Origin of the sequence: Bradyrhizobium sp. IC3195 (assembly GCF_020193585.1) — a bacterium.
Lineage (GTDB): Bacteria > Pseudomonadota > Alphaproteobacteria > Rhizobiales > Xanthobacteraceae > Bradyrhizobium > Bradyrhizobium yuanmingense.
Genome location: NZ_JADYVG010000001.1, coordinates 520,712 through 533,248, shown reverse-complemented (window position 1 = coordinate 533,248; position 12,537 = coordinate 520,712). Strand labels below are relative to the sequence as shown.

The window sequence follows — 12,537 nt, the reverse complement described above, 5'->3', positions numbered from 1 at the left end:
TCGCGCTTTAGAAGCACAGCGTGGTGACCAGCCTGCCCTGCTTGTCCTTGATCGCATAGGGACAGCGAATGCGCTCCAGCGCCTTCTTGGCATCCTCGTCGCCGAGCGCGGCGGCGCGCTCGTAGTAGGCCTTTGCGGCGTCCTTGTCCTTCGCACCGCCGCGCCCCTCCTGCGCGAAGGCGCCCATCCGCTCCAGCGCGCCTGGATGGTTTTGCGCCGCCGCCTTCTCGAACAGCGCGCGCGCCGCGACATCGTCCTTTGCGCCGCCATCGCCTTCAGACAACATCAGGCCGAGCTGGTACTGCGCTTCCGCATTGGTCTCGGCGGCCTTGCCGAGCAGCGCACGGGCTTGGGCGGGATCGGCCGGCGCGGCGCCACCTGCGCCACCGAGCGCTGCGAGATTGCTGACGCCGCGCGGGTTGCCGGCCTGCGCCGCCTTCTCGAAAAGCTTACGCGCCTGCGCCTCGTCCTTGGCGACGCCCGAGCCGGTGGCGTAGGTAACACCGAGCTCGACCATGGCCGCACTGGATCCCTTGTCGGCCGCCTTGCGCCAGACCGCGATCGCCTCTGCGGTCTGCCGGTTGGCCGCATAGGCGCGGCCGAGTGCGAACATCGCACGCCGCGAGGAATTTGCCGCCTGCTTGCAGAATTTGATCGCTGTCGCGACGTCGGACGCCGCGATGTCGGTTACGCCCTTCACGTCAGCCGGCTTGTCGGGATCGCTGGGATCGGCGGCGAGACGGTCACACAACACGAGGTCGGCCGATTGCGCCTGCGCCGTCAGGGGCGCGGCGAGCGCAAAGAGCATGGCAAGGAGGAAAGTCCGCATGATCGTCACGTTGCGTCTGTGGCCCGGCAAATTCAAGGCTCAAGTCGGTTCGCGTCTGCGATGGGTGGCTCAGGCGCGATGCATCAGCTTGAGCGCTGCGGTCAGGCGCAAGCTCCGCTTGCCGGCCAGCGCGGTTGCCTCCAGCACCGCCTGCTCCGCGTCATAGCTGCCGGAGAAGCCGATGCCGACCTCGTGGCCGCCGAAGATCGGATCGTCCTTGGCCGGCGTGTGCTCCTGGTTGAGGATCTGGCCCTTCCAGCGTCCCTTCGCGGCGGTGTAGCTGCCGAGATAATAGAAAGCCGCATCGCCGCCGAGGATGCGGCCCTGGTTCAGCAGCATCACGCCGGTGAGTCCGCCGTCGAGGCCGTCGAGCATGCGCAAATGGATGGAGTAGAGACCGTCGCTGATGCCGGCTTCGCCGACGCCGCCGGCGATCGGCACCTCCTCGTCAGTGATCGGCGTCATCAGCGACTGAAACGGCACGCCCGGCAACTCCTTGAGCTCGCCCTTGAAGCGATAGAGATCGCCGTCGGCCCAGCCCTTCGCGATCAGGGTTGCATCGTCGGTGCCTGCCATGGCGCGGTAGCTCGGATCGGGATTATGGCGGACGGTCTTGATCACGATGTCGACGCCCCTGTCGGTCTTCTCATAGGTGCCGATATGGGCGAAGGCCGAATTGCCGCCGAGCATCTTGCCGTCGCCGGCATGCATCACGCTGCGGCCGACGGTATCGCCGAGCTGAAATCTGACTTTGTAGAAGCCTTCAATCACCAGCCGTGTCCCCGGCCCTGCGCGCATCCGGATGCACTCTATCCCGCTTTCGGCGGCGATGGACAAGTTTCGCGGCGCCCGGGTCGGCAGGCACAGGAACGGTTGTCATCAAAATGCAAAAATCCGCCGGAGCCTTCGCTCCGGCGGATTGAAAGCCAACCCGGGCCAGCCCCCAGCCCGGGCCGGGAGGATCTTAGGCCGCGGCCTTCTTGTCGGTCGGCACGGACGAGATCGTCTTCAGGATCTGCGAAGCGATCTGGTAGGGGTCGCCTTGCGAGTTCGGACGGCGGTCTTCCAGATAGCCCTTGTAGCCGTTGTTGACGAAGGAGTGCGGAACGCGGATCGAGGCGCCGCGATCGGCAACGCCGTAGCTGAACTTGTTCCACGGCGCGGTCTCGTGCTTGCCGGTCAGACGCTTGTCGTTGTCCGGGCCGTAGACGGCGATGTGGTCCATCAGGTTCTTCTCGAAGGCGGCCATCAGCGCCTCGAAATACTCCTTGCCGCCGACTTCGCGCATATAGGCGGTCGAGAAGTTGGCGTGCATGCCCGAGCCGTTCCAGTCGGTGTCGCCGAGCGGCTTGCAGTGGAATTCGATGTCGATGCCGTACTTCTCGGTGAGGCGCAGCATCAGGTAGCGGGCCATCCACATCTGGTCGGCAGCGGTCTTGGAGCCCTTGCCGAAGATCTGGAATTCCCACTGGCCCTTGGCGACTTCCGCGTTGATGCCTTCATGGTTGATGCCGGCAGCCAAGCACAGGTCGAGATGCTCTTCGACGATCTTGCGGGCGACGTCGCCGACGTTCGAGTAGCCGACGCCGGTGTAGTACGGGCCTTGCGGCGCCGGATAGCCGGCGGTCGGGAAGCCGAGCGGACGGCCGTCCTTGTAGAAGAAGTATTCCTGCTCGAAGCCGAACCAGGCGCCGGAATCGTCCAGGATGGTGGCGCGCTTGTTGGACGGATGCGGGGTCTTGCCATCGGGCATCATGACTTCGCACATCACCAGCACGCCGTTGGTGCGCGCACCGTCCGGAAACACCGCGACCGGCTTCAGCACGCAATCGGAGCTGTGGCCTTCGGCCTGCTGGGTGGAGGAGCCGTCGAAGCCCCAGAGCGGAAGCTGCTCGAGCGTCGGGAACGACGCGAATTCCTTGATCTGAGTTTTGCCGCGCAAGTTCGGAGTCGGCGTATATCCGTCGAGCCAGATGTACTCGAGCTTGTACTTGGTCATTGAGCCTCTCTGTAGATGATGCGAAAGGTTGGGGGCCCGGGAGGGCCCCCGCACGTTTGTACCCGGCCATCATCGGCCAGCCTTTCCCAAGCATTTCGCGTGCCAAAAGGCCGCAGTACGGGCGGTTTTCCACCGCTTCCGGCTTCTCTTCGCCACAGACGGGCCCTCCACGGCACCGTGCGTCATAGCCGCGCACCTTGGCCCGAAGCTGCGCTGCAAAAATCCGGCGGAAAACGCCCGATTTAGAAGCAGCGGACGCCGACCGCGCATTGCCGATGAAACGCGCATCAACGTCCGGTAACTTTCGCAAACTCCCCCACCCCTCCTCAGCAACCTTCGGAATGGCCCACGCGTTGGTCAGCGGTAGCGTGCCTTGGAGGATGCAGAAGGCTTCCTGCCTACAAATTGAGCGGAAACTGATTTCCTTTTCAGCACTTTCCAATCGGGGATGAGCGGCCGATATGGGGATTCCAGTAACCACAATCGAACGAGTCGGGCGCACCATGGAGGCCAAGGCGCTTCGACCAAGGAGAATCGCAATGATGAACAATGGTCTGAGTCACGGATCTGCAAAGATCTACCAATTCCCCGTCGGCGGCCGTGCGGCCCTCGCCGGACGCCGCTATGGCGAGACCCGCCTTCCCGCCGATCAGGCTTCGCTGCCCGCGAACGTCTCGATCTGCAGCGACAGCTGGTATCACCAGGATGCGGTCGACGAAGCCAAGCCCAAATGGGAACGCTGATGCCAGCTGCTGGTCTGACAGTGCCGGGCTTTCGCAAGCGGCAGCGGCAGTTTGAAAAAGGGTCGAAACAACGGCGTTTCGGCCCTTTTTGATTCCAGGCGCGCCCGCGCCTAGATCCCGGGCTTGTCGACCACCGCGCAGGCCGTAACCGGCCGCTTCAGGTGTTTGACCGTAGCGGGCCCGGTCTTGGGAATCCTCAGCGTGACTCCCGCCCCCGAATAGCGCATCCCCGAAACCGCCAGCCGCTTGGCGAGCGTAACCGGCTGGCCATCGATCTGGACGAAGGCCCGCTTGTCGTGGTCATAAAAGCCTAGGATGAACTGCGTACCATCGGCGCAGCGGTAGGTTTGGAAGGTCTGCGCATCGGCCTGCCGCGCACCGAGCATTGCGCCCGCCAGCATGCTGACCGTCAAAACAATGGCCTTGTGCCGGCCCATGATCGCCCCCTGTAATAGACCGCAAGGACGCCAAACGTGCATCCGGTGGAACCATAACCCAAGCTCATCCCATGCAAGACTCCTCCCTGAAGGACTCCCCCGCCCGCCATCTCGCCCTTCAGGGTGCGAGCAATTTCCGCGACCTCGGCGGCTATCCGACCATTGATGGCCGCACCACACGCTGGCGGCACATCTTCCGCTCCAACCATCTCGGCCAGCTCACTGCTGCCGACATCGAGGTCGTCCGCGCGCTGGGCGTGCGCAGCGCGTTCGATTTCCGTGGCCTGGAGGAGCGCGCGGCCGGCATCTGCGTCGTGGACGAGATCACGGTGCATTCGCTGCCGATCGAACCGACCGTCGTGGCCGGGCTGCGCGCCGAGCTCGCGAAGGGCACGCTGACCGCGGCCGTGGCGCTCGAGCTCATGCGCGAGTCCTATCGCAATTATGTGCGCCACAACACGCACAGCTTCCGCGCGCTGTTCGGTCATTTGCTGGAAGATCGCGCGCCGCTCGTGATTCACTGCACCGCCGGCAAGGACCGCACCGGCTTCGCCAGCGCGCTGATCCTGCATGCGCTCGGCGTGGCGGACGAGGTCATTGCCGAGGATTATCTCTTGACCAACCGGCACTACAAGCGCGACCCGTCGAACGTCTTCGATCTGCCCGCCGACGTCCTCGACGCGATCGGCAGCGTCGAGGCCTCGTACCTTGCGGCCGCTTTCGAAGCGGTCGGCAGCGAATATGGCGATCTCGAAACCTATTTGCGCGACGGGCTCAAGCTCGGCACGGCAGAGCGAGACGCGCTGAAGGCGCGCTATCTGCAAGCATAGGGCGGCTGTGCCGGGAGAACGATCATGCAAGGCAAGATCTTGATCGTGACGGGCGCAGGCGGCGCGCTCGGCAAGGTGGTCGCAGAAACGGCGCTGGTACGCGGCGCGCGCGTGGCCGGCATCGATCACGCACCTTCGCAAACCGCCGCAAGCGCTGACCACATCGACATCGGGGGCGTTGACCTGTCCGACCCAGCGCAGGCGAGAACGGCCGTCGATGCGGCGGCAAAGCATTTCGGCCGGCTCGACGCATTGATCAACATCGCCGGCGGCTTTGCCTTCGAGACCGTCGGCGACGGCGATATCGCGACGTGGCAGCGCATGCATGCGCTGAACGTGCTGACCGCGCTCAACGCCTCGCGTGCGGCGTTGCCGCACCTTGCCAAGTCCAAGGCCGGCCGCATCGTCAATATCGGCGCCATGGGCGCACTGCAGGCCGGCAACGGGATGGGCCCCTATGCCGCGTCGAAAGCCGGCGTGCATCGCCTGACCGAGGCCCTCGCAAACGAGTGGAAGGGCAAGGTTACCGTCAACGCGGTGCTGCCCTCGATCATCGACACCGCGGCCAACCGCGCCGACATGCCGAAAGCCGACTTTTCCAAATGGGTAACGCCGCAGGAGCTCGCCGAAGTCATCCTGTTCCTCGCCAGCGATGCCGCGAGCGGCGTCACGGGCGCCCTGATCCCGGTCGGTGGCCGGGTGTAGTCGCGTTCCGATCAAAACGTTAGAGGCACCGGCTCCGATTCAATCGGGGCCGAGAACGCTCTAGACTGGCTGCAACTGATTCTCCGATCGGACGTCCCTTGGAAACCGCGCTTTACCTGCCCGTCAAACGCTTCCTCGAAGAGCTCGGCTTCACGGTCAAGGGCGAGATCGGTGGTTGCGATCTCGTCGGCCTCAGCGCGGGCGATCCGCCAGTGGTGGTGATCGGCGAGCTCAAGCTTGCCTTTAATCTCGAGCTGATCCTGCAGGCGGTCGATCGCGCGCCGGCCGGTGACGAGGTCTGGATCGCAGCGAAGATGTCCGCGCGGGGCAAGGGACGCGAGAGCGACGCACGCTATCGCAATCTCTGCCGCCGCCTCGGCTTCGGCATGCTCGGCGTGACCGATCGCGGCCAGGTCGAAGTGCTGGTGAAGCCGCCGACCGCGGCGCCGCGCCGCGAGCCGAAGGTGCGCTCGCGTCTCGTCGCCGAGCATCAGCGCCGCCAGGGCGACCCCGTGCTCGGCGGCAGCACCCGCGCACCGATCATGACGGCCTATCGCCAGCAGGCACTGGCCTGCGCGTCGGCTCTTGCCGAAGGGCCGAAGCCGGTGCGCGAGCTGCGCGAACGCTGCCCCGATGCCGGCAAGATCTTGCTTAACAATGTGTATGGCTGGTTCGAACGCACGGAGCGGGGAATCTACCGGCTCACCGAAGCTGGACACGCCGCCCTGAAACGTTGGCCTCAGCAACGGGTGGAGGTCGGCGCAGGTGCTGCGTCACCGCTGTGACACCAGACCGGTGCATAGCTGAGATGCCGCACCGATTTCATATTGCAATGCAACATTGGCGGCACTAGGTATCCCGGCATCAAGATGAGGCCGTTATGAGCGCAGACTGGAATACCAAATATGGCACGCGGCGCGTCCGCCACGATCCCCCGACCCTGGACGAGGCGATCTTCGCCGCTGTCGGCATCACAGACGACCAGGCGCAGCAGGCCGAGATCGCCGCAGCCTTGATGGGGATGCCGCTCGACGTCGTCCAGGCCGAGGTGAAGAAGCAGGCCCGCTCCAACAGCCGCATCACCGCCACCCGCGTGATCGCCGGCGAACAGGGCGCGCAGCGCTCCGTCGTGGTCGAACGCCGCGTCGTCCGCCGCTTCGGCGCCGGCACGCGCAGCTGAGCATTCCTTTCATCGCACCGAACACGAAAGCGGACCGGCCTGGCCGGTCCGCTTTTTGATTCCTGTCCGCAATTTCCCGGTTATGCGGCGCGATTGCCGTACATGCTCGAGATCAGCTTCCAGCACGTGCTGTTGAAGCTGAGAAGCGCGCGCCCGGCCGTGAACGGCGAGGCCGCGAGATCGGCAAGCTCGGCCTCGGGCGACTTGGCGAGGTCGATCGTGCCGGTCGATTCACCATGGCGGAAAGCCAGATGGGCCCCGAACTTCCTGGCGAGCGCCCGCATCGCATGATTGTCCGCGCCCGTCGTGATGCGCAGCTGCTTGTAGCCCTTCCAGCGGGCCTCTGCGATCAGGCGGCGGAACAGCACGGTGCCGACGCCCTGGCGGCGCGCGGAGGCTTCCACGCTGAAGGCGACCTCCGGCAAGGAACCGTCCTCCGGCGGGTGCAGCTCGGCCGCGCCGCGCACCACGCCTTCGACGATATAGGCAACGATGACGGTGCCGTCCTCGGCACAGCGGGCGGCGTAGCGCTCGATGAAGCTGTCGTCGAGAAAGCCGTTGAAACGGTCGTGCCGGCTGCCGGCATCAAGCCTCAGCAGGTGATCGCGCAGGAGCGGCAATTCTTCCTGCTGGATCAGGGTCCGCACATAGCCGGGAACGGTACGGACGGCGTCTTCAAGTACCACGTCAGAACTCCTCTTGGTGTTCCCTCGAGGAGGCGTTCGAATCCCTAGGCCTCCTATATTGTGCATCGCACCATGATTTTCAAGACGGAGACCTGCCCAAGTTTCGGGCACCGAAGCGACCAATTCGTTAATAAAATCAAAGTCCCATAGTTTCACAGGACCAGCTGGGTCTGGGTCACCACCGCAACCAATTTGCCGTCCTCGGTTTCCAATCTGGTGGTCCAGACCTGGGTCCGCCGACCCCTGTGCACCGGGGTCGCGGTGGCGATGACCGTGGCCCCCTCCTTGGCCCCACCGATGAAATTGGTCTTGCTCTCCAGCGTGGTCGTACCCTTGGCGTCCTCGGGCAGATTGATCACGGTCGCTGCCGCGCCGACGGAATCGGCCAGCGCCATCACGGCCCCGCCGTGGATGGTGTGGTGAAGCGTGCAGAGTTCGGGCCGGACCGTCATCCGCGCCACCACGCGGTCCTTCTCCGCCTCGACAAATTCGACGCCCTTGAGTTCGGCGAACGGCATCTTCATCGCTTTAAGTTTCTCGAGCGGCGTCATCGGATCTCCTCCCAACTTCTTGTTGGCTCAACGTGAATTGCTTCAAGCCGCAAAGCAATGACGTCCGAGGTAATGGCGATGCTGACATCGGCGCGCAGAGCCGGGAAGCGCTGCACTGCGTCCGGGGCACGAGACCACCCTCACGTCACTGCATGCACGACCTGATACTCCGGCCGTCGCCACACCTCCCCCGAAATCACCTCCTCGATGATCTCCGCGGCCCGCACGATCTCGCTCTCGCCGATGTACAGCGGCGCGAGGCCGAAGCGCATGATGTCGGGCGCGCGAAAGTCGCCGACGACACCGCGGGCGATCAGGGCCTGCATCGCGGCGTAGCCGCCGGCGAAGGCGAAGGAGACTTGCGAGCCGCGCAGCTCATGGTCGCGCGGCGTCACGAGCTTGAGTTGCGGACAACGGCGCTCGACTTCACCGATCAGGAGATCGCCCAGCGCCAGCGAACGCGCACGAACCTCGGTAATATCGACCTTGTCCCAGATATCGAGCGAGGCCTCCAACGCCGCCATGGCGAGCACCGGCGGGGTGCCGACGCGCATGCGCTCGACGCCGCCCGCGGACGCATAGGCAAGCTCGAAAGCAAACGGTTTTGCGTGGCCCATCCACCCCGACAGCGCGGCGCGCGCGCCGTCGGCATGGCGCGGTGCGACATAGAGGAAGGCCGGCGCGCCGGGGCCGGCGTTGAGATATTTGTAGGTGCACCCCGCGGCGAAATCGGCACCGCTCCCGGTGAGATCGACCGGCAGCGCGCCGGCGGAATGGGCGAGATCCCAGACCGTGACGATGCCGAGCGCATGCGCTTTCGCTGTCAACTTCGCCATGTCGTGGCGGCGGCCGGTGCGGTAGTCGACCTGGGTGATGTACAGAACGGCGATCTCCTCAGACAATGCGTCCTCGATCTCCTCCGGTGCTACCAGGCGCAATTGATGGCCCCGTCCGAGCGTCGCGATCAGGCCTTCGGCCATGTATAGGTCAGTCGGGAAGTTACCGGTATCCGACAGGATCACCTTGCGCGAGACGCTCATGTCGAGCGCGGCAGCTAGCGCCTGATAGACCTTGAGCGACAGCGTGTCGCCGACCATGACCGAGCCGGCCTCCGCGCCGATCAACCGCGCGATGCGGTCGCCGACATGGCGCGGCTGCACATACCAGCCTGCACTATTCCAGGCGCGGATCAGCTCGTTGCCCCATTCCTCGGTGATCACGCGGTTGACACGCTCGGCAACGCCCAGCGGCAGCGCACCCAGCGAGTTGCCGTCGAGATAGATCACGCCGTCAGGCAAATGGAACAAGGCTCTAGTATCGTCGTAGACGCGAAGCCGGGTCATGGACATCCCTACAGAATCGTACGCACGCGCCAGAGTTCGGGAAACAGTTCGACCTCGAGCATGCGTTTGAGATAACTGACGCCGCCAGTGCCGCCGGTACCACGCTTGAAGCCGATGACGCGCTCGACCGTGGTGACGTGGTTGAAGCGCCAGCGCCGGAAATAGTCCTCGAAATCGACCAGCTTCTCGGCCAGTTCGTAGAGCATCCAGTGGGTTTCCGGCGCCTCGTAGACGATCCGCCATGCCTGCAGCACGCCTTCGTTGAAGCTGTGGGTTTCGCGAACGTCGCGCGCCAGCACCGCAGCAGGCATCTTGAGCCCGTTGCGGTCGGCAAGCCGCAGCACCTCGTCATAGAGGCTCGGCGTCGCGAGCTCGGCTTCGAGCAGCTTGATCGTCTCCGCATCGTGCGCGTGCGGCTTCAGCATGGCGTGGTTGCGGTTGCCGAGCAGAAATTCGATCAGCCGGTATTGCCGCGACTGGAAGCCCGAGGATTGTCCAAGCTGCGAGCGGAAGCGGGTATACTCGCTGGGCGTCATTGTGCGCAGCACGTCCCAGGCCCCGTTCAGCTGCTCGAAGATACGCGACATCCGGGCCAGCATCTTCATCGCGGGTTGCACCTCATCCCGTGAGATCGCACGGCGCGCAGCCGCGAGCTCGTGGATGGCGAGCCGCATCCACAGTTCCGTGGTCTGATGCTGGATGATGAACAGCATCTCGTCATGCGCCTCCGACAGCGGATGCTGCGCACCGAGGATCGCGTCCAGCGCGAGATAATCACCGTAGGACATGCGCCGGGTGAAATCGGTCTCGGCGCCTTCGCTTGTGGGATCGTAATCGCTGGACGTCATGGCTGGCCCTCTCGATCGATCGTCCCTGGTCTCATTCATCGAGGCCGATCAGGCGCGCGGTGATCTGTGACGACGGATCCTTGAGCCCGTCGATCACCGTGAAATGGTTGAGGCCGGGCTCGACGACGAGGTGCGTCGGCACGTCGAAGCCGGTCCAGATGTTCGCCATCAGATCGGACTGGCGGATGAATTCGGGCCGCTCGCTGCCGCCGACCCAGGCCGTCACGGGCGAATGCCCTCGTGGCAGATGCAGCGCCGCGCTTTCCAGCGTCGCCTCCTCCATCGTCATGCGCAGCGTCTCGTTCATTCCCGTCTTCAGGAGCGGACGCAAGTCGTGCAGGCCGCTGATCGAGAGCGTACCGGCGATGCGGTTGTAGACGGCGGACTCGAGCCGACTGTCGTCGCACAGCATGCGCGTGACGAGATGGCCGCCGGCGGAATGGCCGGCGAGCCGGATCGGCCCCGAGACGAGCGATGCCGCTTTGGCGATCGCGGCAGTGATCTCCGCAGTGATATCGGAGATGCGGGCAGCCGGTGCCAGCGTGTAGCTCGGCAGCGCCACCGTCCAGCCATGGTGCCGCGCACCTTCGGCGAGATCGGTCCAGGTCGATTTGTCGAAGCGCATCCAGTAGCCGCCATGGACGAAGACGACGAGACCCTTGCTGTCGCCGTCAGGCAGGATCAGATCGAGCTTCTGGCGCTCGCCGGCGCCGTAGGCGATGTCGGGGCGAAATTTCTTCAGCCCGGCGCGGTAGGCCGCTGCCCGCTCCGCCCACAGCGCCGGCATCTTGTCCGAGCCCGAGATGTGGGCCGAATTGGCGTAAGCGTCATCCCAATCGCGCATCGTTGCTCCCGAGGACTCGTCCGACGAACCGAAGCCAGTCTGCCACCGGTCAGGGCGGCATCCTAGTCTTTCTTTTAAGCTTAAAGGATTGAGGGAGCCGGTGGATTGGGCAGCGACCGCTACGAGGGTACAGGGTGGGCAAAGCGGAGCGTGCCCACCATCTTGGTTCATCCGAGAGAAAGGTGGTGGGCATGGCGCAAGTGCGCCTTTGCCCACCCTACCGCAGTGGCGATGGGGAGACCGCTACGCCTTCTCCACGCCGCACCATTCCGCGATGAACAGCGCCATCGCCTTGGTCGCCTTCTTCAATGACTCCAGGTCGACGAACTCGTTGAAGCCGTGCATCTCGCCTCCGCTGGCACCAAAACACAGACTCGGGATGCCGTGGTTGAGGCCGTAGAAGCGCGTGTCGGTCAGCGCCGTGAAGACGAGGTCCTCTGGCGTACCGCCATAGACCCTGTTGAAGGCCTTACCGAACGCAGCCTCGGGCTCCGCGGCGTTGGTCAGCTCATAGCCTTCCGACAGGAAGCCGGACCATTCGACCTGCGGCGGATTGTTGGCGAGGAAGCGGTGGTTGCGCGAAGCGGCGGCGACGCAAGCCATGATCTCCTTCTGGTGATCGGCGATCGACCAGCCCGGCAACACCGCAATCCGGCAGTCGACATCGCACCAGGCCGGCACGCTCGAGGCCCAGTCGCCGCCCTTGATGATGCCGGCGTTGAAGTTGACGGGATGGTCGAGCGTCTTGAAGTGACGGTCGGCCTTGGCCCGCTCGTTCCATTCGATCTCGAGCTTTTGCAGCGCCTGGATCAGGTGATATGCCGCCATGATCGCGTTCGCGCCGGAGCCTGCGAAGGCAACGTGGGTCGGATGCCCCTTCACGCGGAGGCGGAACCAGATCACGCCGACCTGGGAGCGCACCATCTTGCCGCCGGTCGGCTCCGGAATGAAGCAGGCGTCCGCGCGATAGCCGCGTTGCAGCGTCGAGAGTGCGCCGACACCGGTGCTCTCCTCCTCGATGACCGATTGGAAATGGATCCGCGCCGTCGGCCTGAAGCCCGCGGCCTTGATCGCGTCCAGCGCATAGAGCGCACCGATCGTCCCGGACTTCATGTCGCAGGCACCGCGGCCGAACATCTTGCCGTCCTTGATGACCGGCGCGAATGGCGGCGTTTCCCACAATTCCAGCGGACCGGCCGGCACCACATCGCAGTGCCCTTGCAGGATCAGCGACTTGCCGCCATTGGTTCTCGGACGGTAAGTTCCCACCACGGATCGCGCTTTCGAGAAGTCGTGCTCGATCGGACCGAAGCCGCGCAGATCCTTCAAATCCTCGACGTCGATATGCCAGTCGTCGACCTCGTAGCCGCGTTCGCGCAGGAGATCGCCGATCATGTCCTGGCATGGTCCCTCCGCCCCGCGGGTCGAAGGGATCGCGACGAAATCGCGGGTGGTTGCGAGCTGAGCCTCGAAGCCGCTGTCGACGGCGTCAAGAATCCTCTGCTGCGTTTCGGCATTCATTCGGGCGACTCCAGACATTCC

The 12,537-nt window shown here is 64.6% G+C and carries 15 protein-coding genes; 5 read left to right on the top strand and 10 right to left on the bottom strand.

Annotation, left to right across the window (positions count from 1 at the left end; genetic code table 11):
• Positions 1-7: 7 nt before the first annotated feature.
• The 3 genes from I6F09_RS02495 to I6F09_RS02485 all read right to left on the bottom strand — a co-directional run bounded on the left by I6F09_RS02495 (position 8) and on the right by I6F09_RS02485 (position 2,828).
• Entirely contained in the window at positions 8-829 is an 822-nt protein-coding gene (locus tag I6F09_RS02495; RefSeq protein WP_225187377.1) for a tetratricopeptide repeat protein, read from the bottom strand.
• Positions 830-898: 69 nt separating this feature from the next.
• A complete protein-coding gene (locus tag I6F09_RS02490) occupies positions 899-1,600 on the bottom strand; it encodes a GrlR family regulatory protein (protein ID WP_225114157.1) in 702 nt (233 codons plus the stop codon).
• A gap of 193 nt (positions 1,601-1,793) precedes the next feature.
• A complete protein-coding gene (locus I6F09_RS02485) occupies positions 1,794-2,828 on the bottom strand; it encodes a glutamine synthetase beta-grasp domain-containing protein (RefSeq protein ID WP_036000382.1) in 1,035 nt (344 codons plus the stop codon).
• Positions 2,829-3,367: 539 nt separating this feature from the next.
• On the opposite strand from I6F09_RS02485, the gene I6F09_RS02480 reads away from it, so the two are divergent.
• On the top strand, positions 3,368-3,571 hold the full coding sequence (locus tag I6F09_RS02480) for a DUF2735 domain-containing protein (protein WP_036022780.1): 204 nt from the start codon (positions 3,368-3,370) through the stop codon (positions 3,569-3,571).
• Between the two features lie 110 nt (positions 3,572-3,681).
• Here I6F09_RS02480 and I6F09_RS02475 read toward each other — a convergent pair whose 3' ends face one another.
• Complete coding sequence (locus I6F09_RS02475; RefSeq protein ID WP_225114128.1) at positions 3,682-4,008, bottom strand: MliC family protein; 327 nt, start codon at positions 4,006-4,008, stop codon at positions 3,682-3,684.
• Positions 4,009-4,094: 86 nt separating this feature from the next.
• Between I6F09_RS02475 and I6F09_RS02470 the strand changes: the two genes are divergently transcribed.
• From I6F09_RS02470 to I6F09_RS02455, 4 genes are all read left to right on the top strand, one after another.
• Entirely contained in the window at positions 4,095-4,838 is a 744-nt protein-coding gene (locus I6F09_RS02470; protein WP_036022792.1) for a tyrosine-protein phosphatase, read from the top strand.
• A 24-nt stretch (positions 4,839-4,862) separates the two neighbouring features.
• The gene (locus I6F09_RS02465; RefSeq protein ID WP_225155962.1) at positions 4,863-5,543 is read left to right on the top strand and encodes an SDR family oxidoreductase; all 681 of its coding nucleotides are present in this window, start codon (positions 4,863-4,865) and stop codon (positions 5,541-5,543) included.
• A 98-nt stretch (positions 5,544-5,641) separates the two neighbouring features.
• Positions 5,642-6,328, top strand: coding sequence for a DUF2161 family putative PD-(D/E)XK-type phosphodiesterase (locus tag I6F09_RS02460; RefSeq protein ID WP_057029000.1), 687 nt, complete (start codon positions 5,642-5,644; stop codon positions 6,326-6,328).
• Positions 6,329-6,423: 95 nt separating this feature from the next.
• Positions 6,424-6,723: a hypothetical protein gene (locus I6F09_RS02455; protein ID WP_036000395.1), complete on the top strand. Its 300-nt coding sequence runs from the start codon at positions 6,424-6,426 to the stop codon at positions 6,721-6,723.
• A gap of 80 nt (positions 6,724-6,803) precedes the next feature.
• Here I6F09_RS02455 and I6F09_RS02450 read toward each other — a convergent pair whose 3' ends face one another.
• The 6 genes from I6F09_RS02450 to I6F09_RS02425 all read right to left on the bottom strand — a co-directional run bounded on the left by I6F09_RS02450 (position 6,804) and on the right by I6F09_RS02425 (position 12,516).
• Complete coding sequence (locus I6F09_RS02450) at positions 6,804-7,409, bottom strand: GNAT family N-acetyltransferase (RefSeq protein ID WP_225187376.1); 606 nt, start codon at positions 7,407-7,409, stop codon at positions 6,804-6,806.
• 152 nt (positions 7,410-7,561) lie between these two features.
• Positions 7,562-7,960, bottom strand: a complete 399-nt coding sequence (locus tag I6F09_RS02445; RefSeq protein WP_036000401.1) for a PaaI family thioesterase — start codon at positions 7,958-7,960, stop codon at positions 7,562-7,564.
• 140 nt (positions 7,961-8,100) lie between these two features.
• Positions 8,101-9,303 carry a kynureninase gene (gene kynU / locus I6F09_RS02440; protein ID WP_225187375.1) on the bottom strand — a complete coding sequence of 401 codons (1,203 nt, stop codon included), beginning with the start codon at positions 9,301-9,303 and terminating at the stop codon, positions 8,101-8,103.
• Positions 9,304-9,311: 8 nt separating this feature from the next.
• Positions 9,312-10,151 (bottom strand): tryptophan 2,3-dioxygenase, encoded by an 840-nt coding sequence (gene kynA / locus I6F09_RS02435; RefSeq protein ID WP_036033884.1) that lies wholly within the window; start codon positions 10,149-10,151, stop codon positions 9,312-9,314.
• Between the two features lie 31 nt (positions 10,152-10,182).
• Complete coding sequence (locus I6F09_RS02430; RefSeq protein WP_225155959.1) at positions 10,183-10,995, bottom strand: alpha/beta hydrolase; 813 nt, start codon at positions 10,993-10,995, stop codon at positions 10,183-10,185.
• A gap of 243 nt (positions 10,996-11,238) precedes the next feature.
• A complete protein-coding gene (locus tag I6F09_RS02425; protein WP_036000410.1) occupies positions 11,239-12,516 on the bottom strand; it encodes an ArgE/DapE family deacylase in 1,278 nt (425 codons plus the stop codon).
• Between the last annotated feature and the right edge of the window lie 21 nt (positions 12,517-12,537).

What these genes read in the sequence shown, in the direction of transcription:
- I6F09_RS02495 (WP_225187377.1), bottom strand. Translation starts at nt 829, where the DNA reads ATGCGGACTTTCCTCCTTGCCATGCTCTTTGCGCTCGCCGCGCCCCTG.
- I6F09_RS02485 (WP_036000382.1), bottom strand. Translation starts at nt 2,828, where the DNA reads ATGACCAAGTACAAGCTCGAGTACATCTGGCTCGACGGATATACGCCG.
- I6F09_RS02480 (WP_036022780.1), top strand. Translation starts at nt 3,368, where the DNA reads ATGATGAACAATGGTCTGAGTCACGGATCTGCAAAGATCTACCAATTC.
- I6F09_RS02475 (WP_225114128.1), bottom strand. Translation starts at nt 4,008, where the DNA reads ATGGGCCGGCACAAGGCCATTGTTTTGACGGTCAGCATGCTGGCGGGC.
- I6F09_RS02465 (WP_225155962.1), top strand. Translation starts at nt 4,863, where the DNA reads ATGCAAGGCAAGATCTTGATCGTGACGGGCGCAGGCGGCGCGCTCGGC.
- I6F09_RS02455 (WP_036000395.1), top strand. Translation starts at nt 6,424, where the DNA reads ATGAGCGCAGACTGGAATACCAAATATGGCACGCGGCGCGTCCGCCAC.
- I6F09_RS02445 (WP_036000401.1), bottom strand. Translation starts at nt 7,960, where the DNA reads ATGACGCCGCTCGAGAAACTTAAAGCGATGAAGATGCCGTTCGCCGAA.
- kynU (WP_225187375.1), bottom strand. Translation starts at nt 9,303, where the DNA reads ATGACCCGGCTTCGCGTCTACGACGATACTAGAGCCTTGTTCCATTTG.
- kynA (WP_036033884.1), bottom strand. Translation starts at nt 10,151, where the DNA reads ATGACGTCCAGCGATTACGATCCCACAAGCGAAGGCGCCGAGACCGAT.
- I6F09_RS02430 (WP_225155959.1), bottom strand. Translation starts at nt 10,995, where the DNA reads ATGCGCGATTGGGATGACGCTTACGCCAATTCGGCCCACATCTCGGGC.
- I6F09_RS02425 (WP_036000410.1), bottom strand. Translation starts at nt 12,516, where the DNA reads ATGAATGCCGAAACGCAGCAGAGGATTCTTGACGCCGTCGACAGCGGC.